We start from the raw sequence: 25,833 nt of genomic DNA on the forward strand, positions 1-25,833 counted from the left end.
CTTTTGCGTTTCCGACGTATAGATTTCCATCATCTAGTTTGTTGTCCATCGGAATCCATTCAGTTCCATTGTAAACATATAAATGCTGATCTGTGGTATTGTAATAAGTATCACCAGCAACAGCTGTTGTTGGTACTGTTGGCTGTTGAGGTGTTTTCGAAGTTTTAGAATCAACATAGGCTTTAGTGGCCGCATCTTGTGCTAACCCTGGATCCGAAAGACCGGTTAGTTTAAAACCTCCCATTTCTACATCCTTTGCTGCTGCACCGAATCCACTTAATGGAACTGCAGTTTTAAGTGTTGAAGTAGCAATGCCTTTTGCGTTTCCTAAATATAGATTTCCATCATCCAGTTTGTTGTCCATCGGAATCCATTCTGTTCCATTGTACACATATAAATGCTGGTCTGTGGTATTGTAATAAGTATCTCCCGCAACTGCTGTTGTTGGTGCTGTTGGCTGTTGTGGAGTTTTAGAAGTTTTAGAATCTACATAGGCTTTAGTGGCCGCATCTTGTGCTAACCCTGGATCAGCAAGACCAGTTAGTTTAAAACCACCCATTTCGATATCCTTAGCTGCATTTGCGAATCCACTTAATGGAATCGCAGTTTTGGCGATTTCAGAAGCTTTACCATTGATATCACCAATAAAGAAGTTACCTAATGACAAGGCAGGAAGTCCAGTACCAGTAGTTTTTGAATCTACGTATGCTTTTGTTGCCGCTTCTTGTGCATCTTCTGGATCGGCAAGGTTAATCAATTTAAAATTAGTCGTACCATCACCAAAGGAAACATCTTTTTTTGGCGTAGCAAAATCGCTCAATGGAATAGCTGATTTCCTTACTGCTTCCGCTTTATTTACCCCATTACCTACCAAAATATGATCGGTAGCCAATACCATTGTGGAAGGATTAGCTACTTTTGTATCCACATAGTTTTTTGTTGCTGCGTCCTGTGGTTGCTTCGGATCAGCCATAAAATTGATCTGAAACTGTGTAGTGGCATCTCCCATTGCGATATGCTCTGCTGCCGGAGCGAAACCACTCAAAGGAATTTGTATTTTAGGAACTGCCGCTGCTTTCCCTTTATCATTTCCAACAAACATATTGTCCTCAGGAAGTGTCATTACTGTCACCGGCATTTTAAAAAGACCATCCACATATTTCTTTGTTGCCGCGTCAGTCTCTAACTTAGGATCGGAAAGGTTAGTCAGTAAAAACCCACCAAAAGAAACATTAGTTAAGGGGTCTGCGAATCCACTTAATGGAATTGTATTCTTTAATACATCAGCTGCTTTTCCATTGGCATCACCTACAAAAAAGTTGCCTGTGGTTAATGTTAAACTAGAAGGTCCTATCACCTTATCATCCACATATTTTTTAGTTGCTGCATCCAGATCAAGATCTGGCGCCTTCAAGTTGCTAATTTTAAAACCAGCCATTGATAAGTCAGCAGTAGGTGCCCCAAATCCGGTGATCGAAATCCCGCCTTTTAGGATGGGAGTCGCCACATTCAGGTCGCCACCGATTAAGAAACTGCCTTTTGTCAGGAGAATTTTATTTGCGTTAATTGGCTTATCCACATAGCTTTTAGTGGCGGCGTCCTGTGGATCTGTAGGATCAGCCATATTGATAATTCTATATTTGGCTCCAACTCCTGTTACACCCATTTGGACATCCTCCATGGCTTTTCCAAACCCAGAGATAGGAATTAAGCCTTTTGCAGTTGAAATAGCGACATTAGAAGTATTACCTACGAAAAAACTATTATTTTCCAGTGCCAAAGAAGCTGGATCTTTAAATAAATCATCGATATAACCTTTTGTTGCCGCATCAGTCGCTACTGAAGGACTTTTAAGGTTTTTGATGGCAAAAGAGGTTGATCCATTACCCATGCGAATATCTGCGTTTGGGAAACCAAAACCACTCAATGGAATATTGGTTTTGTCCAGTTTTTCATTGGTAATGGCCAATTTGTTAATGGTCAATTTACCTTCGCTGGTAATGCCAGCATCTCCTGATAAAGGAACAGAAACCGCTTCACTCGAAGCATTCCCGACAAAAATATGTGCTTCTTCTAATAGATTATCCAAAGACACCCAACTGGTTTTATTAAATACATAAAGTTTATGGTCGGCTTCGTTATAGAACAAGTCACCTTCTCTTACCTTTACGATCAAAGGATCAGGAGTAGATTTCCCTGTTGGGGTAGAGCCGTTCGTAGATATTTTAAACCATAGCGCCCCGTTATAGATATAGGTATTGTTATCATCTTTATTGAAAAACATTTCCCCTGCTTTCGCCGGATTTGGGAACTCAGATTTAGTTCCGCTGGCAATGACCCCTCCTCCTAAAGGTATCCAACCTTTTTCTGTAAAAGCGTAAAGTTTTTTGTCTGTTACATTGTAAAAAATATCACCGAATTTGGCGTCTTTAGGGATCTCAGCCTCGGTGCCTGATTTGAAAGCTCGAATATCTCTATCTATATCCTGAATTGCAGAGTTTTGGATAGCCATCTGTAGGGTCGCATTCACATAATCCTGATCTAAAAAGCCTAATGCATAACCCTTGGACGTTGGACGAATCAAGACTCCATAACTATAAATCGTAGGGTAAATCAAGTAATCCGCTGATGCTCCGCGCAAATAAGTAACATCAGCAGTAATCTGACTACCTTTTAAACTAGTAATTTTATCAATTCTAAAAGTCAACCCCAAATTATCAACAATGACATCTCCAATTAAAATATCTGATGCAGAGTAAGTATAACTTAAATCCGTAAATTTCCCTTCTATAGAAAAATCAGAAGTTGAAGTTGAAACAACATCCGACGCTCCGCTCAAATAAAACCTTCCAGCAAACGGTGTTTGTGCATGACAAATTAGAGTCAAAAAAACCAAGCTCAAGGCAATAAAAAAGCACTTACTTATTCTCATAATCAATCCGATAACCATATGAATTCAATTAAAAACCAAGTACAACCGTGTAAATTTTGAATGTATCACCCTGGTATTTAAGACTTAAAACCCCACCCCCTACTGATTCAAGTGTAAATTGAACTCTACTCACATTGGGTTTTGCACTAAAAGGAAAATCCCCTGATGTTCTATCAAATGTAGTCTGAGATGTAGGAGCCCAGATATCATTTATTGAGTTATTGACCTTACCACTTAAATCTTTAATATCAAATACGACTGTAGGTGGCGGATCTGAAGGGTTTTTTCCTAATAAGACATTGTCAATATTAAAACGAATGGTTTGCAAAATCACCCCGTCCGGAATAGTAACGGTAAATAAATTTTTTACCCCCGATATTGGCCCGTCTTTTTGTGTTACTGTAACCTCTGATGTACCAACGGATTTTACCATTACATAGGGAGCACCTTGTGGAAAGTATATTTTAGGCATTGTACCTCCACCACCAGTACCACCACCAGCGGCGGGAGTAGCCCATGTCGCGCCCGTTCCTGCTGCATTCACTGTAAGAACTTTATCTTTATCAGCATTGGTAATTGCAGGATAAGTATTCAGTTTCGTTTTATCAGTAGCAAGCATCAGAGATGAGGCAGATATTGATCCCACAGGAATTTTTGCAGCGGCACCTGTTGAACTGCTTATTGTTCCGAAAGAAGCGTCACTGGTAAAGCCAAGATCTGTTTTAGTAGCAATCACACCTGCCGCATCAACAGTAACTCCGGCACCTGCTTTAACCCCACCTAGAACTGAGGTAGTAGCTACTGGCAGAGTATAAGCTGCACCACCACCTGAACCATCTGCCGCAGCAGTGATTCTACCTTGTGCATCTACTGTAATATTTGCTGCAGTATAATTTCCGGCAGCAACACCTGAGTTTGGTAATGAAATCGTTGGATTACCATTTACACCATCACCATTCGCTACGGTTAAACCATTACCTGTAATCGTTCGCGTAGTTGCTGCACCAGCTGCTGTTTTCACCAAAATCCCATTACCAGCTACACCTGCCAGAGCAGTAAGATTTTGATCTTTATCTTGTTTTAAAGGATCTGGAGTTACAGGAAGCGTAATATCTGCTGAGCCATCGAATAAAACGGTATTAATCCTTCTTCCCGGGCTCAATTTTGTTGCGGTAGCTGCAGTAGTTGCTGTTGTTGCATTTCCGGTTACATTTCCAGTTAAATTCCCGGAGAAGTTACCTGAAGCATCTCTTTTTACCAATGTATTTGCAACACTACCACTACTTGCATTAGTTACAGTAGTAACTGTCGAAGCGATATTTCCTGCTGTTGCGCCACCAACTGTCACTACGGTTGGCAAATCAGCTGAACCACCTAAGTCACCAGCCAATTTAATTAACCCTTGTTTAGTTGCTGTTGCTGCAGGAGCACCTGAACTTACTACACCGTCTACATAGTCTTTTACCGCTTTTACTGATGGGTATTTAACGATTGAGGTTCCATCCGTACTGAAATTATTACTTCTATTCGAGATATCTTCTTTTCCTGCTAAAGCTGCAGCAGTCAATGTACTAATTGGTTTACCGGCATCGCTGGTATTGTCTACATTAGACAATAACACATCCGCTTTGGTTATTGTAACCACTCCCGTTTGTCCGTTTACCGATTGTACCGGAGCAGTAGAAGGTGTCAAAATTTCCACCCAGTTACCAAGTACCGAAGCTGGTGTTGTTCTTAACACATAACTCTTACTTTGATCTGTTCTGATCACGGTACTACCTACAACAGCGCTACTCAATGCCAACATTTTTGCTTGTGTATCCACTACGTCAACTGAGCTAAAAGACATCGCAGGAATCTGACTGCTTGGAATTTTACCTGTTCCATCTAATGTCGCCACTCCGTTTGCTGTTGCTTTTTCAGTGAGGTTTATTTTTTTAGCTAGTTCGTCTTTCGTCGCTTGAGTTAATGGTTTATTGAGATCACTTGTATTGTCTACATTACCTAGCCCTAAAGCAATCTTCGCATCTGCTACAGTACTTGCTCCAGTACCACCATTAGCGACACCAACCACACCTGTTACATTAGATGCTTTTCCAGAAATATCACCTGTTACCTTAGATCCGCTTACCGAAACAATTTTAGGATCTGTAACGTTTGCATCTTTAATTTTCGCAGTAACAATCGCATTGTTTACAATTGTCGGACTAGTAGCTGTACCGGTTAAATCACCTGCAAGCTGAATTTTACCTAGAACGGTAGTTGAAGCATCAGGAACTCCACCTGCTCCAATTACAGCATCTGCTACTTTATCATCCACATATTTCTTAGTCGCTTTTACAGTAGGGTATTTTTCATCAGAAAGCTGATCCGCTAATACATCTGTACTTTTATTTGCTTTATCTTCTTTTAATGACAGTGCTGCTGCCGTCGCCGTGCTTACCGGCTTATCAGCATCACTGGTATTGGTTACCTTATCCAGGTCAAGGTTTTTCTTAGCGCCATCTGGTGTATTTGCACCCGTACCGCCATTTACAACACCAACAATTCCGGTCACATTTCCTGCACTCCCAGTGATATTCCCAGTTACTTTAGAACCGCTCACACTGGCAATTTTATCATCCAATACTGCACCATCTTTGATCTTCGAAGAGGTGATGGCATTATCAGCTACGCGAGGTAAATCTGCAGTACCTGTTAAATCACCTGCCAGTTTAACTTTACCTTTAGCAGTAGTAGTCGCATCTGGGTTATCTGCTGAAATCACACCTCCATTTAGTGTAAGTCCGGGGCCCATAGTAATTACTTCCGGGCTACCTACACCAGCTGATGTTCTACCTAATAATGAATTGCTGGCCATGTCTGCCATCTTAGCAAGGCTTACTGCCTTATCTGCTAAACCTAAATTGGTGGCGTTACCATCACCGGTTAAGGTCGCATCATGTTTCACCGCAGTTAAACCACCTCCAGCAGAGGTGCTGATTTTTGCCTGTAATTCTTCCAATGCAGACTGGACATTACTAGCGGATAAACCACCATTCGGTGTTACAGGCACATTGATTGCGCTTTGATCACCAGAATTAATGTTCGTTGTATTTTTTATGACGTTTAACTGTGCATCAGTTACATATTTTCTATCTACAGATTCCTTAATGTCTGCGGTACTTGCATCTTCTCCTTTAGTAACAAGGCCTTTAGCATCATAAGTAATCTTTGTTTTGGTATCTCCTGTGATGGGCGTATTGCCAAAAAGAATTCCATCTAAACCTAAGTTTTTAATCGCACCAGCAACAGTAGTTGCACCGGTTCCACCATTGGCAATACCAACAACACCAATTACATTAGTTGCGTTACCATTCAGGTTACCAGTAATGACACCATTAATGATTGGATCTTTTAAAGTTGGACCATCGCTTAACACCACAGTTCCACCTGCACCAGTGGTTGTTGCTGCTGCAATTGCGCCATTCTCCCCTTTTAATACAGGAGCAGCAATAGAAGTTCCTAAAGTAATAGATGGAGAGATCGAAGGGTTTGTTACTGAACCTGTTAAACCGTTTGCAGAAACTACAGCTACAGATTTCACAGTACCAGTTCCTCCTGAACCACCTGTACCACCTCCACTGCCTACTAATCCACTTAAGTCAACCTTACTTTGTCTGGGGCCGGAAATAGAAAGCACCGTTCCTTCCAGACTTAAACTTTGATTTAAATCGGATAAACTCACGGTGTTACTGCCCTTAATAGACAGGTTATACATATTATCAAAGCTCAATACAGGTAAAATCCCTCCCGCCGTTAATTTATCATCTACATATTTTTTGGTTGCAGCATCCTGATTATTGGTTGGATCTAACAGGTTTGTCAATTTGAAACCACCCATAGAAATATTTTTCGCAGCAGCGCCGAATCCACTTAAAGGAATGTTCTTTTTATCCAAATCAATATTCGAAATAGAGCCATCCGCAATCTTTGCAGAAGTAACTGCATTATCAGCCAAGTCAAGTTTAAGATCAGTTAACACCGCTCCTGTTCCGTTGGCAATATCAATTGTACCAGTCGAGGTTACGTTTTTCCCCGTACCCGGCAAAGAATTCCCCGGATCACCTTTGTCTCCTTTTGGACCAACTAACAAAATTCCATTATTAGGCCAGCTACCTGAAGTTTTTGGTCCGTACAGGCTGTTATTACCCAAATGCAGGTAAAAATCACCATTTGTACCAATAGTTGGCGAAGGCGCAGTCGTACCACTTAGAATGGTGTTTCCACTTGTGCCTGTCCCACCAGAACCTAATTCTGAGCTATTTACCAAACGTTGCCATTGCCCGTTATTGAAATAATAGAAACCAGGAAGATTATTTGTTTGGTAAATCAACAAACCATTGGCAGGGTTATTGATCCCTTCACGTTGAACAAGGGATAGTCTTGGAATAAGTAGACCTTTTGAAGTTGAAAGTACTTCTAGTTGCGCACTGGCATCTGGGGCATTAGTGCCTATTCCTACTTGAGCTTTTGCACCAAATGCAAATAGCAACCCAATAAGCATGGAGTATTGCTTAACTGTTTTATTCATGAGATTACGGTATCGTTAAAATAGATCGTGATATAATAGGGTTTTAACCCCGGTCGGACCTCGCTATAGGCCCAGGCATTCAGTCATTCTTTTCTTCGTAAGATATCCTTAAGGGTAACCAAAAATAACCAGCCAATAATGTGGCATGGTATCCTCTGGACTATAGTCTTTTTTATAGCACCGCGGTTCTCTTTTCTTTACTGGAAACATATCGAATAGGACAAGATTGAACAATAAGGCATTTGCTTTTTTGTACATATTGGAATGTCAATAGGTTACAAAAAAAATCAGTTTGGGAGCAAAGCTAATATAGATAAATGGAATATTATTGTAACTATAGTAAAATAATTGATGTAAACTGCAATAAAATCACATAAACAACTGTATATCAGTCTTTTTTGATTTTACCTATTTATGGGTATTGCAAAATTAAATGAACTAAAAAGAACAAAAGTCTAAATTGATGGATTAATCTCTTGACTTTTGCTTATAAATCGCCCTGCAAAATGCAGGGCGATGTGTCAATAGGAAATTGACAAAGGAGGGTGTTTAATTATAGTTTATCTTTTTTAATCAAAAGACTTTCATATCATGAGCAAAAACATGAGATTTAGATTTTTTCTCAACTTTAAAATTGCTTTTATATTGCCATAAATATCTTGTATCGAAATCACCAAAAATGCACAACGTAAGAAAACTAACATTAGTATTCCAATTGATATTTAGTGCTTTATCATAATAAAAGCATATCCCCTTTTCCGGATACGGCTAGATTTACTCCGTGATCTTTATCCAGGTATAGCTTTCAGGTTTCATCACTAGGGGTACAGAAATATTATAATCCCGATCCAGAGTGTATTTTTTCGGAACTCCGTTCTCCACGCTTAAGCTCGCTGTGGTTTTCAATCCAGTATAATACAACGGAACTTTTATCACTCTTCGAATCTCCTCTTTTAACGGATTGTACAATAGGATCATCCCTTTGCTTTTGAGCCTTGGGTTCACATGCATCAGTCCATCCCAATCTCTACCGTCAGCTCTCCTCAGATGAATGATATCAGCATTCAAAATCTCCCGATTACCTTTATACCAATTGATTACTTTTTGAACAGTTTCTTTGGTTTCATCGGTATCATACAACCTTGGTCCACGGTAACAGGCCTGAATCCCCGCACCATAATATTGCATCATCAATTGTTCATAATCTTTGAGGTGATCCTTAAGAGGCTCTAACACCGCCTCCGGTCCCCCACCCTGGTATTTTGTCAGGGGAACAAAGCCCCATACCATAGATGGAATCTCATCCCAGGTACCATCGAAAATATTCTGACGATTCAGGATCATTTGTTGCTCGCGAGATAGGGAAAAATTCACCTCTCTGTAACCGATTCCAATTTTATTAATACCATCCATGAAGTACCAATCTGGCGCATTCACATAAATACCTTGTTCATTGCACCAATGGTAAAGGCTTTTCTGCAATTCCATCTGTTTCCATTGAGAATCTTCCAGTCCTTCATGACCAGGGTGTGTGGTAGAAGCACAAACGTCTCCTGGATAAGGGCCATCATTTTCAAAAATATCGAAACCGGTTTTACTCATAAAAGTCTTTAAACTTTTCAAATACCCTAGCCCCCATTTACTCCCAAAGCAAGGTGCATTTCCGAAAAACGCAGCTCCTGGTTTACCGGTTTTAGGATCAATCACATCATCGGCATCGCTAATTTTGCGCGAGCTAAACAAGGAATAACTACCTATAAAAATCCCTTTACTATGGGCATAATCACTTAGTGTTTTCCATTTATTAATATTGGTAGCCGTAGTATCTTCCATATTGCAATGGCTACCGAAGCTCAAAATCAATGCTTCATAACCTGTTACCGCACATTGATCAATTGCCGTACGCACCTGATCATCGTTTTTACTCACCAGGTGCATAAAAATTGGGTTTGCAGTAGTCCAAGGCATCGTGGTACGATACATTTTCCGAATCGCGAGTCCCCGTCTCTCCCTATCGTAGCTGTCCATTAGTAATTCATTGGTACGGATAGACTGAAATGTAGCCCCATCCTTTAGCGGAATGCCAATATCTCTGGTCGGGTGTACTTCTAATAAACATGGGGTTTGATAATCATAATTTACTTGCGAGGTATAGCTTTTATCAACTTTCCAATGCGTACTCTGGTCGCTAATTGGATAACGCATTGCATTGTTAAAAGCAAAATTACTTTCCAAATAAATCCCTTGTGGAACTTTCATTCCACGGGCTGTTTTATTATCCAAAGAAGCAGCTCCTACAACGGCACTCTCCTCTTCTACCACAGCCAAAACTTCATTTACCACCTGATCCAACTGCACTGTTTTACCAGAATTATTTTTTAGCGTTAACCATTTACTGATTAAAGGAAGGCCGTCATAAATGGCATAGTTTACTTGAACCTGGATATTTTTCAATGCTGGCAAATCGGATTGATAAGTAAAGGAAAGCACTTTCCCAGCAGGTTGTTGTTTATTTCCGGCCCACATTTTTGTTTTCCAGTTCAGGAATGGTGTTAATTCCGTGATTTGATGGGAAACATAATGAAAACTACTGTCGCCAGCTTTAAAATCATCAATCCAGGAAGGCAACAAATAAGCATGCTCTTTCTGACCATACAGGCCCCCAACATTATAATTCTGTCCATCAATTACCAAACGTGCTTCCGGTTTTATGGCTCGGAGTAACTGCTGCCCGGTGATTTGGTTCAGGAAATCTACACAAGCCACATCCGGACTAATCCTGAATGTTCTTTTCAGCAAGCCATTGTCCAACACCAATTCTTTTTTTTCCGGGATGGCATATATTCTAGCTAGATAAGCCGAATTATCCAACAACCAATCTTTTTTTACTGAACGATTAACTGAGGCTTTGCTTTTAACTGACGTTGGCCAGACCTTTAGGGTCTGGCCAACGTTTTGTGCTTTTACAGCTGTGGAATTAAACATGATCAACGAAAATGCTGAAACTGTTATAGCGGAAAAAATTAATCTTTTCATCTTATTTTTTTTGCTTTTTAACTTTCGGATAACTGTCAGTAGAGCCTTTCCTTTGATCTTTAAAGAACAAAGCATAACGAATCACCTGGTCTTTTTGAAGTGTTACAGGCTGCTGATAACGCGGAGATGATTTGCTAACTTCAGTTCCATCCAAGGTGTAACGAATCACACTATTTTGAGTAGGGTCTATTAAGCTCACGCTGGAACTTCCATCTGCCGAGTTGATGGCCAATTCAATTTTCGCGACTGGAATTCTGAACTGTATCCCTTGCTGGTCATAACGTTGGTATTGATCCACCAATCTCCCTTTAAAGTTATCAAAGTTCCTCGCTGCTTTTGGCGACCAGTCGATCTCAGAAAGAGCAGCCATTCTTGGGAATACCATGTACTGGAAATAATCTTCCGTTCCGATAAATTCTGTCCACAGATTACCTTGTGCTCCAAGAATATGTTTTGCTTCATTTTCATTTAATGCCGGATGTACTGGCTCAAACGCATATACACTATCTAAAGGCACCCAGTAGCCAATCGCCATCGGCTCTATTTTCGAATCTGCCTGATAACCGTCAAAATACATATGAGAGTAAGGCGACATGATGGCGTCATGGCCACTTTTCGCCGCTTTCAATCCGCTTTCCACACCTAACCAAGAATGAACCGTTGCATTTTCTGCCAATCCACCTTGCATAATTTCTTCCCAGCCAATGATTTTCTTCCCTTTTTTATTGATAAATTTTTCCATTCTACTAATGAACCAGCTTTGTAAAGCAGCCTCATCTTTTAGTCCTTCTGTTTTCATCCTTGCCTGACATTTCGGACAAGTTTTCCAGGCATCATGAGGGGCTTCATCACCTCCAATGTGGATATATTGAGATGGGAATAAAGGCATCACTTCAGAAAGCACATCTTCTAAAAAGGTAAATACCTGTTCATTACCTGCACAGTATAAGTCTTTAGATACGCCCCATACTTTTCTCACTTCAAAAGGTTTTCCATTTTCAAAGCTTACCTCGCCACAAGCCAGGTAAGGATAAGCTGTAATGGCGGCCACTGAATGGCCTGGCATCTCAATTTCTGGAATTACTTCTACGTATCTTGAGGTCGCATAAGCCACCACTTCTTTGATCTGGTCTTGGGTATAGTAGCCCCCGTATCTGATGCTATCTACATCTTTCTTACGATCCGGCCCAATCTGAGTTCCATTGCGATAAGCGGCAATTTCCTGTAAGCGTGGATATTTTTTAATCTCAATTCTCCAGCCCTGATCTTCGGTGAGGTGCCAATGGAATTTATTCAATTTATGTTTAGCCAACTGGTCAATAAACTTCTTAATGAAATCTACCGAGAACATATGGCGACAATTATCGAACATCATTCCTCTCCAGCTGAATCGCGGTTCATCCTCAATATATACTGCCGGTATTTTTTTTGTTCCATCCACAGGCACCAGTTGCTGTAAAGTTTGAATGGCATAAAATAACCCATTTTCTGTACCGGCAATCAGGTTAATTTTGGTTGGTGTTACTTCAAGTTTATATCCTTCTTTGGCTGTTACTGATGGATCAATTCTTAAGCTGATGGTTTTTACTCCTTTTTGCATCCACATACCAGTGCGTAGTTCCGGTTTTTTTGCCCCTGTTTCTACAAGTGCGGCTTGCAAATAAACAGCGAGATCTTTTAATTTCGCATTGGGATAACTGATGTACACCTGCTTATCCAGGACAAAACTCCCTTTTCTTTCTTCCATCTTGACAGGCAAAGGAACCAGGGAAATTTTAGACTGGGCAGAAAGTCTGACCGTACAAATGGCAAGGAGCATTAAAATAAAAATTCTCTTCATTTGGTTTATATTTGGTTTATGGTGTGTTTTATACAATCCTCTTTAAAAAGTCAAAGAAGATATTGCGTCCAATAAATACGATTACTTTGTATTAGATGGACGTAAATACAAACCTACTTCTGCAATTGCAGGTTGAAGTCTGGAAGAAAGAATCCGTAATCTAACCTCTTCTGCGGTTACCGCAGGGAAACGCAACAAGCGTTTATAACCAATAGTAGTTCCATCTATAATTTTCTTCCAGGTATCCCCATCTTTATACTCCAGTACAAAAGATTCTACCCTTTGTCCCATCTGCAAGTTTTCTTGTAGCAACAGTACATCAAATTTTTGAGGCTTATCCATTTTAAAGTCCATCACATATGGTGCAGATTTTTCAGTCATTTTCAAATAAGAGGCATCTCTCCCGTCAAATAAAACAGCAGTTTTCTTAGGGTTACTTCCATTTAATTTTGCTGATTTCAATAAATTGTGAGCAAACGTCTCATCCAATTGTTTTTTGAAACCTTTTAGTGCATTGACATCACTTTCGTTGATCAACCCTTCTTTATCTGGTGGAATATTCAACAGTAACACCCCATTGCGGCCAACAGAACTATAATAGATGTCCATTAATTTTTCAGGAGTTTTCACTTTATTGTTTTCTGCAGGATGGTGAAACCATCCCGGACGGATAGATACATCGATTTCAGCTGGATACCAAACCAAACTTTTGGCTTTCGAAATCACGGCTCTACTACCAAGATCGTTCGCCATCATATCTCTTGGTGCAAAGTCTTCTGCTTTTTGAGAGTTTGCAGCAATAGCTTCCGGTATCATCTGATCAGCAGGAACGACGCTCCATTCGGTTTCTCTTCCATAACCTGTTTCTGTCCCCACCCATCTTACATCGGGCCCAGAAACAGCGATTGTTGCCTTAGGTTGTAATTTACGAATCAGGTTATACCACCTGTTGTATTCGTAGACTTGTTTTTTTCCGCTTGGTCCTTCTCCATTGGCGCCATCAAACCATACTTCATCAATCTGACCATATTGGGTCAGTAATTCGGTCAGCTGATTGATGAAATAATTATTATACTCCATACTTCCGAAATATGGAGAATTACGATCCCATGGAGACAGATAAATTCCGAAACCAATGCCAAACTCTTTACAAGCAGCAGCCATTTCTTTTACCACATCACCTTGTCCATTTTTCCAAGGGCTATTTTTTACCGAATGTTCAGTGAATTTACTTGGCCATAAACAAAAGCCATCGTGGTGTTTTGCGGTTAAGATCACCTGCTTAAATCCCGCATCCTTACATACTTTGACCCATTGACGGGTGTCTAGTTTTTCAGGATTAAAAATTTTAGGGTCTTCGGTACCATCTCCCCATTCTTTATTGGTAAAAGTATTGATCCCAAAATGAATAAAAGCAGTGAGCTCCAATTGTTGCCATCGAAGTTGCCTCGGAGAAGGCGTCACATTCGCGGCTTTCCTAATGATGTCAGCTTCCGTATCACTTGGACTGATCTTGACATAGTTCTTGTCAGTAAAAATTTGTGCAGTTCCTTTTTGTGGTAAACCCGCAAGGATTCCACAAGCAACTAAGCCCATCAGGCTATGGATTGCTTTACCCCTTACAACCTTTGTTTTCATTTTGTGTGTTTATAAATTGGTTCAGCCATTAAAAAAGATGGTGGCCAATTCAAAGAACGCAGGAATTTAAAACAAAAAGTTTGTGTTATTTGCCAAAACGTTAAGCTTTTTTGGCAAGAGATGATTTAGGAACGTTTTGTAAGCTCAGAACCGAATACTTTGTCCCAAATATCTGAAGTTACACCATAACCTTTGGTGGAATCATCATAATGGTGTAGCATATGGTGCTGTTTTAATTTTTTCCAGAAAGGGTTACTAAATTTTGCATGATGCAACATATAATGTGTCATGTCATAAAACAGATAGCCCATGATAAATCCGGCAAAGAAGCCATCCAACATATTTACTGGAAAAATCGCACGGAACAAGAAGTAAAAAGCTGCGGCCAAAGGAATACTGGCAGAGGGTGGCATCACCAACCTTTGGGCATCATTTGGGTAATCATGGTGTACGCCATGAAAGATGAAGTGAATCCTTCTACCCCATTCTGATTTCGGATAGAAATGAAACACAAAACGGTGCAATACATATTCTGTTAAAGTCCAGATGAAAAGTCCTAATAAGACATGCCCAATCGCCGTAAATACCGAATTCAATTGAACCGCTTGCCAGCAGAAATATAAAATTACCGGAACGTACACAATTAGTGGAACGAAATAAGGAATTTTCGATAAACCCTCTAATAGTGGACTCTTAAACATTCGTGTTGACTCGGGAGAATTGGATATAAAATTCTTTTTCATCGTATCGTGCTGTCTTTTGTGGAAGCGACAAACTTAGGGAGGAATCTTGAAAATAGGAATCCAGCTCAAGAGTTATGAAACTTTTATGACATTAATTAACAGTTTGCGTCTTGCTTATGTTTTACATTTCTTAAATATAGCAAAAAAAGTATTTCTTACGATATGGTAAGATCCAGGGAAATGCTTAGCCTTAAATTTGTATTGTAATTAATAATTGAGCTATGAAAAATGAAATTTTAGGTATTCACCACATTACTGCAATTGCAGGTAATGCAAAGAAAAATTATGATTTTTACACAAGGGTATTGGGATTAAGGTTGGTTAAAAAGACCGTTAATTTCGATGATCCAAATACGTATCACTTTTATTATGGTGATGAACATGGAAATCCAGGCAGCATTTTAACCTTCTTTCCTTGGGAAGGAATTGGCGCAGGCCGAAGAGGTACAAAACAAGTGACCGAGATAGGCTATAGCGTTCCAGCAGGGAGCCTCGATTTCTGGCAAAAGAGATTAGAAGAAAACAATGTGATCTATAATAAACCAGCAGTAAAATTTGGAGAAAGGTACCTGACGTTTTTAGATCCTGATGGTTTGAAATTCGAATTGACAGAAGCACAGACACCAGATTCCAGACCGCAATGGGAAACCAAAGAAGTTACCAAAGCGCATGCCACACATGGTTTTCACCACATCACCATTACCACCAACAAAATGGAGGCTACGGCAGCAATTTTAACAGGAGTATTGGGTTATAAACTATCGACTACGGAAGTAAATAGATCCAGATTTATCACTGATGCAGTGGCTCATGCAGCAATTGTCGATTTGGTAGAAGCACCAGGCGAGTCTATCGGACACGTAGCAGGAGGCTCTGTTCACCATGTGGCATTTAGGGTGAAAGATGAGGCTACCTTAATGTATTTCAGAGATCAGATTGTAAAATTGGGTCTGAATATTACAGAAAAAATTGACCGTAATTACTTCTATTCGCTGTATTTCCGTGAACCAGGAGGGGTACTTTTTGAAATAGCAACAGACAACCCGGGCTTCACTATTGATGAGCCTTTGGAAGAATTGGGTACACACCTGAAGCTGCCTGCACAATATGAAAGTAACCGTACCATCATTGAAGGTATTCTACCAAAATTAAACTAACATGTATACCCATCATAAAAACATAATCACCGCCGGATTGCCAATTGATTCGGCGGAAAATGCCATCATATTTTTACATGGCAGAGGGGCATCTGCAACAGACATTATTTCTTTAAACCAACATCTACAAATGAATAATGCCGCATTATTTGCACCACAAGCCACAAACCACAGCTGGTATCCTTATAGTTTTCTGGCACCGGTTTCAGAAAACCAACCCGCATTGGATAGCGCCTTATTGCTAATCAAAGATCTAGTTGAAAATATTGAGGCCCAAGGAATTCCCAAAAACAAAATCTTCTTTGTGGGGTTTTCACAAGGTGCCTGTCTCACTTTAGAATACATCAGCAGAAATGCTGGAAAATATGCTGGGGTGGTCGCCTTTACAGGTGGATTAATTGGAGAAGAACTGGATCTTTCTAATTACGAGGGAAATTTTGACCAAACACCAATATTGATTACTACTGGAAATCCTGACCCACATGTTCCGGTTTCCAGAGTAAATGAAAGTAAAAAAATACTGGAAGAAATGAACGCCAAAGTCAGCGTTCAGATTTATCCAGGAAGAGCACACACCATTAGTAAAGCAGAGATTGAATTGGCCAGAACCTTGGTTTTTCAATCAAATTAAGCATCATATTATGGCAAAGACCGTATTACATAAAGCCGACAGCCGCAGCATTGCAGATCATGGTTGGTTAAAAAGTTTCCAGACCTTCAGTTTTGGAGGAAATTATAATCCAGAACGCATTCAATTTGGGGCATTAAGAGTATTAAATGACGATTACATCGATGGTGGCACCGGATTTGGCGAACATCCACACGACAACATGGAGATCATTTCCATTGTATTGGAAGGTGGATTAAAACACGAGGACAGCATGCATAATGTAGCCGTAATTGAACCTGGAGAAGTTCAGGTGATGAGTGCCGGCACTGGCATCTACCATCAGGAGTACAATAATGATGAACAGGTTCCCGCTAAATTCTTACAGATCTGGCTGTTTCCAAATCAAAGAAATGTAACGCCCAGGTATCAACAGGAACGTTATGACAAGAATTTACTTCCTAATCAGTTTACACAAATTTTATCCCCTAATCCTGATGATGCCGGGGTATGGATTTATCAGGATGCCTGGTTTCACCTTGGCAAATTCGAAGCGGGATTAAAGATTAATCACCCTTTAAAACATAAAAAAAACGGGATTTATGTTTTTGTGATCAAAGGAACAATCCAAGTAAATGGCCAGGATTTAGCGGACCGCGATGGTTTTGGATTATGGGAAATTGATGCCCTGGAGATAAACACCTTAACGGAAGCTGAAGTCTTGTTGATTGAAGTACCGATGAATTAAAAATCCATGAAAAAGAAAGAAATATTGGTGATGTGTTGTCATCCCGGAATTCTGGAAACCCTGATCCGCTTGATTGAAAAAAGTGGAGAATTTAAAGCTACTCCTGCTGCAACTGCAGAGGAAGTATTAAACCGCTTTAGCACCGGAGCTTTTGACCTCGTTTTGATGGGTGCCGGACTAGCTCCGGAGGCAGAAAAGGAACTTGAACGGGATTTGCACAAAATCAATCCCGAAACTCCTGTAATCTACCACTTTGGGGGAGGAAGCGGCCTGCTTTTTGCAGAGATCAAACAAGGTTTAGACCAGACATAATGTTTTTTTATTGTTTTATATTGATGTTTAGCATCTTTAAATGGTCGATTTTTTGTTATTTTGAGTGTTTATAATACACCCGGGTTATTTTTACATCAATTACACATGCCTGCAGCAGAGAAAAACAGTCAAATTTTATCCATCGATATTGGTGGAACCAGCATTAAGGCATGTATTTTAGATGTTAAAGGTGAACTCCTTTCTGAATACACCAAAGTTCCTACCCCAAAAAATGCTACTCCAGAAGTAGTGATCAAATGCATTAAAGAGCTGGCTGCAAAATTAGACCAGTCTTTTGTTAAAATTTCTATTGGTTTTCCTGGTTATGTGAAATGTGGTGTAGTATTCACCGCACCCAATCTGGCAAAGAACAAATGGAAAGATGTAGATCTTGCTCAGCTGATAAGCGATACCTTTGGTAAACCTGTACGTATGGTAAATGATGCCGACCAACAAGCTTTAGGTATCGTATCCGGAAAAGGCTTTGAGATTGTGTTTACAGTGGGCACCGGTTTTGGCACCGCCTTGTTATATGATGGCGACCTACTTCCTCATTTGGAACTTGCGCACCTTCCAATCAGCAAAAACAAAGACTACGACGATTATATCGGCAATAAGGCCTTTAATAAAGTTGGTAAGAAGGATTGGAATGAGCGTTTGCAGCGCATTATAGAAATTTATAAAACCGTATTTAATTACGACACCCTATATATTGGTGGTGGCAATTCAAAAGAGATTACTTTTACCTTAGATCCTAACATCAAACTGGCTTCCAATAAAGACGGAATCAAGGGTGGTGCAAAATTATGGGACCTGGAAGAAAAATTTCATGTATTTACTACTCACCCTAAAATCAACAACAAATAATGAACAAGTACACTTTAGGAATGATTGGCCTGGGCACAATGGGCCGCAATTTATTGCTTAACATGGCCGACAATGGCTATTCTGTAACCGGTTATGACAAGAGTCCTGACATGTTAAAGAAGCTGGAAGAGGACGGAAAAGCACATCAATTGAAAGGTTTTGCCGTACTGGAAGACTTTATCCAAAGTCTGGAATTGCCAAGAAGAATTGTTCTTTTGGTACCAGCAGGTGCAATTGTAGACAGTGTAATTCAAGAGCTTGTTCCATTATTGGATAAAGGTGATTTGATCATTGACAGTGGAAACTCTCATTTTACGGATACCAGCAGAAGAGCAGAAGAGCTTGCAGCACAAGGATTCCATTTCTTCGGTATGGGTATTTCTGGTGGTGAAGAAGGTGCCAGATTTGGTCCGAGTATGATGCCTGGTGGTGATAAAGAAGCTTACAATGCGGTTAAACCTATCCTTGAAGCAGTTTCTGCTAAAGTAAATGGTGATCCTTGTGTCGCTTATATCGGCCCTGGCGCTTCCGGTCATTTCGTGAAAATGGTGCATAATGGTATTGAGTACAGTGTAATGCAAATCCTTGCTGAAACTTATGACCTGTTGAAAAACAGCCTTGGTTATAACAATGAGCAGATTTATGCCACTTTTGACAAATGGAACAACGGCAGATTGAAGTCGTTTTTATTAGAAGTGACCAAAGACATCTTCAAAGTGAAAGATGTGAAATCTGGTGGTTACCTGATTGATGTGATCAAAGATCAGGCGAAATCTAAAGGTACAGGAAAATGGACTTCTCAGGTTTCTATGGACCTGCAATTACCAATCCCAACGATTAATGAATCGGTGAGTGCGAGAGATCTGTCTAAATTCAAAACTTTACGTGTTGCCTTAGGTGCTGCATTGCCTCACCCATCACAAAAAGTAGAGCATACTGAAGAATTCGAAGCTCATCTAGAGCAAGCGCTTTATTTTGCAATGATCACTTCTTATGCGCAAGGCTTACATTTATTAGCACAAGCTTCTATAGAATTTAAATACGAACTGAACCTACAAGAGATCTCTCAGATCTGGCGCGGTGGATGTATCATCAGAGCGGTATTGTTAGAAGACATTTATCAGGCTTATAAAAAACAACCTGAACTTCCTCATTTATACTCCGATGAAAGTATCCAAAAACAGTTAAAAGATATTTTACCGGGAACTAGAAATGTAGTGGTTACAGCGATCAATCATGGTATTGCGGTGCCTTGTTTTGCCTCTGCCCTAACCTATTATGACTCGTTAAGAACAGCTAATTCGCCGTTGAATTTAACACAGGCACAAAGAGATTTCTTTGGTGCGCATACTTTTGAACGTACAGACAGCGAAGGTATTTTCCATGCGAACTGGAACGAGAATAACATATAAATAACCCAGTGAACTAATACAACAATTTCACAAATGAAAACAAGCATCAACGTCAATCCAACCATAATCGTCATTTTTGGTGGTACCGGTGATTTAAATTTGCGCAAACTTGCGCCTGCACTTTACAATCTATATTCTGATGGTTTCATGCCAGCAAAATTTGAGATTATTGGTACAGCCCGAAAGAAGCTTACGGATGATGACTTCAGAAAAACACTAATGGGCGGTGTAAACAGCTTTTCCAGATCCGGTAAGGTGAAGGAAGAGAAATGGAGTAAATTTGCAGAACATATTTCTTATAGTCCTGTAGATGTGGAAGCTCCAGAAACTTTCGGTGTTTTAAAAGCTAATATCGAGAAGTTTCAAGAGGAGTTTGGCCCAACTACACAGGTGCTTTATTACCTGGCAGTAGCCCCTAACCTTTTCCCATTAATTGCCAAATGTCTTTCAGATTACGGATTGGCTGGTGATGAGGACAATTGCAGAATTGTAATTGAGAAACCTTTTGGAAGAGATTTAGAAACTGCAAGAGAACTGAATGCCATTCTTACCGGCATCTTTACTGAAAAACAGATTTATCGTATTGATCATTACCTAGGTAAAGAAACCGTACAAAATATCATGGCTTTCCGCTTTGCAAACTCATTCTTAGAGCCACTATGGAACCGTACTTATATTGATCATGTGCAGATTTCTGTGACAGAGCAATTGGGAGTTGGCGAAAGAGGCGGTTACTATGAGAGCGCAGGTGCATTGAGAGATATGATCCAGAATCACCTGTTGCAATTGCTTTGTTTGATCGGAATGGAAACGCCAATTAACTTTGACGCAGACGAGATCAGAAATAAAAAAGTAGATGTATTGAAAGCAATGCGACCTTTTAGTCCGGAAGACATCAGATTTAGTACCGTCCGCGGACAGTATACTAAAGGTTGGGTAGAAGGAAAAGAAGTTCCTGGTTACAGACATGAAACTGGTGTTGCTGCAGACTCTAACACCGAAACTTTTGCCGCAATTAAGTTCTTTGTAGACAACTGGAGATGGCAAGGAATTCCTTTCTATGTTCGTACAGGAAAACGCTTATTCCAGACTTCTTCGTTAATTACGATTCAGTTTAAAGATGTACCTCACCAGGTATTCCCTTCAGCAGTAACAGAACATTGGCAACAAAACAGGTTGATCATTAGCATCCAACCGGAAATGAGTATCCGTTTACAGGTACAAGCAAAAAGACCAGGTTTAGATATGGTTTTAAACCCTGTAGACATGGTGTTCGACTATAAAGGCACTTATACTGCTCAAGCACCAGAAGCTTATGAGACTTTATTATTAGATGTGATGACTGGTGATCAAACGCAGTTTATGCGTGCAGATCAGGTAGAAAGCGCATGGGAATTATTGATGCCAATCGTAAATGCCTGGGAGAATAAGAAATCCCTGAGTTTCCCTAATTATGCGGCAGACTCATGGGGACCAGAAGATGCGGAAGCATTGATTGCCAGAGATGGCTTCCACTGGTTCACTTTACCATTGAAAGACGAATAACAAAATAAAATAAACATTGTTCAAGAGGCTAATCCTGATACGGTCTACACACCGATTTAGGATTAGCCTTTTAGCTAATAAAACAATTACGAATGAACTTATTGATTTATAAAACCCAGGAAGAATTACAAAAAGATTTAGTAGATTATATTGTTGCAATTGCCAATAAAGCGATTGAAGAACAAGGCTATTTCAATTTTGTACTAACCGGGGGTAACTCTCCAAAAGAATTGTACCACTCACTGGCTACAACCTATAAAGATAAAATCGACTGGACTAAAGTATATTTCTTCTTCGGCGATGAACGAAATGTGATGCCTGATCATGAAAGCTATAACGGATTAATGGCAAAAAGAGCCATGCTAGACCTGTTAGAGATTCCTGCAAATCAGATTTTCTATGTGGATACTACGCTTGCTCCCGAAAAGGCTGCAATCGAATATACGAAAGCAATTAATGCACATTTCGATGGTGCAGACCTTTGTTTTGACTTAATTTTATTAGGTATGGGTGATGATGCTCATACGGCTTCCCTATTTCCAGGTACAACTATCCTGAATAGTAAGGAAGTTGAAGTAGATTCTGTGTTCGTTGAAAAACTTTCTACGTATCGCATTAGCTTTACCGCTCCACTGATCAATAAAGCTAAGAACATCGCGTTTTTAGTGTTTGGCGAGAATAAAGCCGAAGCAGTGAAACATGTGATTGAAGATCCAAAGAAAAACCCAAAATTATATCCTACACAATTAATCAACCCAGTTGACGGAAGCGTGACCTGGTTCTTGGATGATGCTGCCGCAGCATTACTAGATCATTAAGAATCTTTTCAAAACGGAAGGAAAGGCCGGTAGTCATAAAATGGCTGCCGGCCTTTGTTTTTTACAATGATTTCCTCTTGCGGTATCAATGTGATCGATGGATGATTTAGATTAACCACCGTATCGTATTCTTCTTCATTTAGTATGTGGAGTTTTGAGTACACCCTTCCCCAAAAACAGCCAATAAGCATACCTTTTAAGGCAAAAATCACGTTCCAAAATTCAAATTCTCTGATGATGAAATTGTGATCATTTATGAGGAAGCAAACCCAAATCAACTATTTCTCCAATAAAGTAATATTTTTCCGTAAAAACAATAAAAAAGAGAATAACGAAGCTTCATTTACCTCTAATAGGAATAAATAGCAGGAATAATCAAAATCAAATGAACAGAATGAACGGCTATTAAACCCATATTCTCTATTAAGTTTGAGGTAACATAAATAAAAAACTGTTTTATCAGGCCATAAGGGCAATAAAATGGTTAAAACCTCTCAAAAATGTCGCTGTTCAGTTTGAAAAACATAACTAGAAATTGTTTTTTGTTACTGTTAACTCTAACGTTAATAGTGATCTGGGGAGCTGATGTGAAAGGGCAAAGGGTGTATGCGACGCGAAGTACCGCTAGTACCACAGTTACTGGCAGCCCCTCAAGTTCAGTAACTAATGTTGCCAATTGCGTCAGTGGAATTGGAAACTCAGCCAATCAACCAACTGCAACGCCCTATACCCATTTAGCTGCTGCTGGATCTTTCGGTGCTTTAGGTGGTTCATTAGGTGTGGCTTTTGTAAATCTTCAATTTGACGCTGCAGTTCCAGCAAACACGATTGTGTTTGCCAAAGTTACAGGTGGACCTACTGCCACTCAGTCAAGCACCATCACCGGGGCAGCCTATCATTCCTCCGGATCTCTGGCAAATGGTTCTAACTTTTATCTTCTTGCTGGTGGTGATGGCTCGCAATATCTGGCTATTTATGCAACCGCTGCATTTAACTCCATACGCGTCACGCTAACTGCAGCAGGAAGTGGCGCAGTAGGTCTTCCTCCTTTAGAAAGTGTCGGTTTAGATGTACATTATGCTTATTACAATACTAATGGCTCCTCTGCCCCCCTAGATTGCGGACTTGCTATTGGTACTGCAAAAGGAGGAAATGGAACAGTAGACAATATGCAGCAAGCAGTAGATGGTAATTTAACTACCTACTCTACCATCACTCCCGCAGCCTTATTAAGTAGTGTAGACCAATATTTCTTCTTTTCTGCACTATCAAATCCAACTGACGAAATTAAAGTGACCCTATCAGTACCACCAATGCCGCTAACGCTTGGTTTGGCAAATACGATTACTGTAAGTGCCTTCAATGGGAGTAATCCAAATGCTGTCTGGACTAAGACCCTTGGAACGCTACTCAGCCTTGACCTGCTAACTTTACTCGGTAATGGAACACCCGTGACTACATCCATTAAACCCGGCGTCGCCTTTGACCGATTGACGGTTAATAGTGCAGCCGTACTCAGTCTCTTATTTTCATTACGTGTGCATGAGGTGCAAATCACTGCTGCAAGTCCGGTATTAACGGTTCCGGCTCCTACCATCTGTGCCAATACCACCACCACATTAACCGTTACCGCTTCTGCATTAAGTACTGCAAAATGGTATGATGCTGCTACTGCAGGGAACTTGTTGACTACGGGGAATAGTTTTACAACACCGGTATTAACGGCTACCACAACTTATTATGTTGCAATTGCTAAAAATGGCTGTACCGAAGAGTCTGTTAGAATCCCGGTATTGGTCACAGTACTTCCTGTCCCCGTACTTCCTGCGATTACCGGTACGTTCTCAACCTGCGTAGGCAACACGACTTCCTTGGCCAACACGACTGCAGGCGGATCCTGGACTAGTGCTAGTCCAGCCATTGCTACAGTAAATAGTACCGGGCAAGTGACTGGTGTAACTGCGGGAACTTCCCTGATCACCTATTCTGTGCCTAACCCGAATGGCTGTCCGAGCACCATCACCACTACGGTTACCATCAATGCGCTCCCTACAGTAAATGCAATTACAGGAACTTTATCCACCTGTGTAGGTAAAACAACGCTGCTGTCTAGCACGACTACTTTAGGCACATGGAGCAGTACAAGTCCTGCCGTTGCCACTGTAAATAGCAGTGGATTAGTAACGGGTATTTCGGCTGGCACAACTACTATTTCTTATAGTTTGACCAATGGAAATGGTTGTGTTGCCACACAAACTGCAACGGTAACGATAAATCCATTACCAACCGTTAATGCCATTACGGGAACATTATCTGCTTGTGTGGGCAAAACTACAACACTATCCAATACCACTACCGGAGGTGTATGGACAAGTGCTACTCCTGCGATTGCCACCGTAAATAGTAGCGGCTTGGTTACTGGAGTTACTGCCGGGACAGCAACCATTAACTACACGGTGACCAATGTTAACGGTTGCATCACTATGGTTAGCACAAACGTTGTTATCCACCTACAACCGTCCATCCCAGCAATCAGCGCACATCATTTATGCCTCGGACAGGCCATAGACTTGAACACCTTAAACCCTGCTGATGGGAACGGAACAACCGGTGGGACTTATGTATGGTCTGCCAGCGTAGGCGGAGCTGCTTTAAGTTCAACTACAGTTAGTCCTCCACTTAACACCACCACCTACTACCTGAGGTATACCAAAGATGGATGTTTTAGCGACAGTAGTGTGCTGATCACTGTCACACCTAAACCACCAACACCGCATGTCATTTTAAATTAACCTACATAAAACTCTTAAAACTAAAATTATGAAAACGAACTTCAAACCCCTTAGACTAGCTGCAGTAGCATTCGCCTTATTCGCACTGCCTTTCAATGCGCTTGCAGATTCCTTTGACTTGTATTTGTGTGGTACCGGAACAGCCAGCCTGATTCCAGATGCCACAGTAACGGCCACACTTAAAGCCGGTGACATCTTGGTTTGGCAAGAATGGAATCCAGCTGGTGATACCCCAATAGGTACTGTAACCCAGGTTAACGTAACTACAAATGCAACGGCTCCTTCATTTCCACTTCCGGCCTTAGCTACTGGCGCTCATAATTTTAAAGTTTTTGTCATCTCGGCCAGCCCAAACTCTTGTTCTGGAGATGTATCACCAGCCTTCAAAATTTATTCACTTCCGGTACCAACAGTTGCATTGACTGCGCCTGTAACCAGTTTTTGTGAGGAGAATTCTAATGCGGTAAGGTCTGCGGTAATTACAGCAACTGCATTGTCACTTGCAACAGTACTTTCAGATGTGAGTTATGAATTTACATGGACAGCAACAAAAAATGCTGCTGCGGTAGGAAATGTAACCACAATAGGTGAAATCGGGGCGATAACTACCCCTGTAAATGTAAATACTTTTACTTTAAATAGCAGTGCTACCAAAGGTGATTACGTGTTCATCGCTACTGTTAAATATAAAGTGGCTAGTGGCACGCTAAAAAGTGATGCGGGCACTGGTTGTGTGGGTACATCAACTGCCTCTCCAACGATTACTGTAACTCCTAAACCAGCTACTCCAACTATCGTAATTGCACCATAATC

Annotated in this window: 16 protein-coding genes; 10 read left to right on the forward strand and 6 right to left on the reverse strand. The window is 40.5% G+C overall.

Going from position 1 to position 25,833, the window contains the following annotated elements:
- From GM920_RS20100 to GM920_RS20125, 6 genes are all read right to left on the reverse strand, one after another.
- The coding region (locus GM920_RS20100) for a hypothetical protein (RefSeq protein ID WP_202986155.1) at positions 1-2,839 on the reverse strand (2,839 nt) is incomplete at its 3' end.
- Positions 2,840-2,960: 121 nt separating this feature from the next.
- On the reverse strand, positions 2,961-7,505 hold the full coding sequence (locus GM920_RS20105; protein ID WP_182960861.1) for a beta strand repeat-containing protein: 4,545 nt from the start codon (positions 7,503-7,505) through the stop codon (positions 2,961-2,963).
- A gap of 774 nt (positions 7,506-8,279) precedes the next feature.
- Positions 8,280-10,541 (reverse strand): alpha-galactosidase, encoded by a 2,262-nt coding sequence (locus GM920_RS20110; protein ID WP_182960863.1) that lies wholly within the window; start codon positions 10,539-10,541, stop codon positions 8,280-8,282.
- Between the two features lies 1 nt (position 10,542).
- Complete coding sequence (locus tag GM920_RS20115; RefSeq protein ID WP_182960865.1) at positions 10,543-12,381, reverse strand: beta-N-acetylhexosaminidase; 1,839 nt, start codon at positions 12,379-12,381, stop codon at positions 10,543-10,545.
- 81 nt (positions 12,382-12,462) lie between these two features.
- Positions 12,463-14,019, reverse strand: coding sequence for an alpha-L-fucosidase (locus GM920_RS20120; protein ID WP_235964597.1), 1,557 nt, complete (start codon positions 14,017-14,019; stop codon positions 12,463-12,465).
- Positions 14,020-14,144: 125 nt separating this feature from the next.
- Positions 14,145-14,762 carry a sterol desaturase family protein gene (locus tag GM920_RS20125; protein ID WP_182960867.1) on the reverse strand — a complete coding sequence of 206 codons (618 nt, stop codon included), beginning with the start codon at positions 14,760-14,762 and terminating at the stop codon, positions 14,145-14,147.
- Positions 14,763-14,983: 221 nt separating this feature from the next.
- On the opposite strand from GM920_RS20125, the gene GM920_RS20130 reads away from it, so the two are divergent.
- The 10 genes from GM920_RS20130 to GM920_RS20175 all read left to right on the forward strand — a co-directional run bounded on the left by GM920_RS20130 (position 14,984) and on the right by GM920_RS20175 (position 25,831).
- Positions 14,984-15,919: a ring-cleaving dioxygenase gene (locus GM920_RS20130; protein WP_182960869.1), complete on the forward strand. Its 936-nt coding sequence runs from the start codon at positions 14,984-14,986 to the stop codon at positions 15,917-15,919.
- Between the two features lies 1 nt (position 15,920).
- Positions 15,921-16,550, forward strand: coding sequence for an alpha/beta hydrolase (locus tag GM920_RS20135; protein ID WP_182960871.1), 630 nt, complete (start codon positions 15,921-15,923; stop codon positions 16,548-16,550).
- 10 nt (positions 16,551-16,560) lie between these two features.
- A complete protein-coding gene (locus GM920_RS20140) occupies positions 16,561-17,274 on the forward strand; it encodes a pirin family protein (RefSeq protein WP_182960873.1) in 714 nt (237 codons plus the stop codon).
- 6 nt (positions 17,275-17,280) lie between these two features.
- Positions 17,281-17,586, forward strand: coding sequence for a response regulator (locus GM920_RS20145; RefSeq protein WP_182960875.1), 306 nt, complete (start codon positions 17,281-17,283; stop codon positions 17,584-17,586).
- A gap of 105 nt (positions 17,587-17,691) precedes the next feature.
- On the forward strand, positions 17,692-18,453 hold the full coding sequence (locus GM920_RS20150) for an ROK family protein (protein WP_182960877.1): 762 nt from the start codon (positions 17,692-17,694) through the stop codon (positions 18,451-18,453).
- Positions 18,453-19,865 (forward strand): NADP-dependent phosphogluconate dehydrogenase, encoded by a 1,413-nt coding sequence (gene gndA, locus GM920_RS20155; protein WP_182960879.1) that lies wholly within the window; start codon positions 18,453-18,455, stop codon positions 19,863-19,865. The genes GM920_RS20150 and gndA overlap by 1 nt, the downstream gene beginning before the upstream one ends.
- A gap of 33 nt (positions 19,866-19,898) precedes the next feature.
- Complete coding sequence (zwf, locus tag GM920_RS20160; protein WP_182960881.1) at positions 19,899-21,410, forward strand: glucose-6-phosphate dehydrogenase; 1,512 nt, start codon at positions 19,899-19,901, stop codon at positions 21,408-21,410.
- 92 nt (positions 21,411-21,502) lie between these two features.
- Positions 21,503-22,228, forward strand: coding sequence for a 6-phosphogluconolactonase (pgl, locus tag GM920_RS20165; protein WP_182960883.1), 726 nt, complete (start codon positions 21,503-21,505; stop codon positions 22,226-22,228).
- A gap of 542 nt (positions 22,229-22,770) precedes the next feature.
- Entirely contained in the window at positions 22,771-25,020 is a 2,250-nt protein-coding gene (locus GM920_RS20170; RefSeq protein ID WP_182960885.1) for an Ig-like domain-containing protein, read from the forward strand.
- A gap of 28 nt (positions 25,021-25,048) precedes the next feature.
- Positions 25,049-25,831, forward strand: coding sequence for a hypothetical protein (locus tag GM920_RS20175; RefSeq protein ID WP_182960887.1), 783 nt, complete (start codon positions 25,049-25,051; stop codon positions 25,829-25,831).
- Positions 25,832-25,833: the final 2 nt, after the last annotated feature.

The sequence above is a fragment of the Pedobacter gandavensis genome, assembly GCF_014172405.1.
In the GTDB taxonomy this organism is placed as follows: domain Bacteria; phylum Bacteroidota; class Bacteroidia; order Sphingobacteriales; family Sphingobacteriaceae; genus Pedobacter; species Pedobacter gandavensis.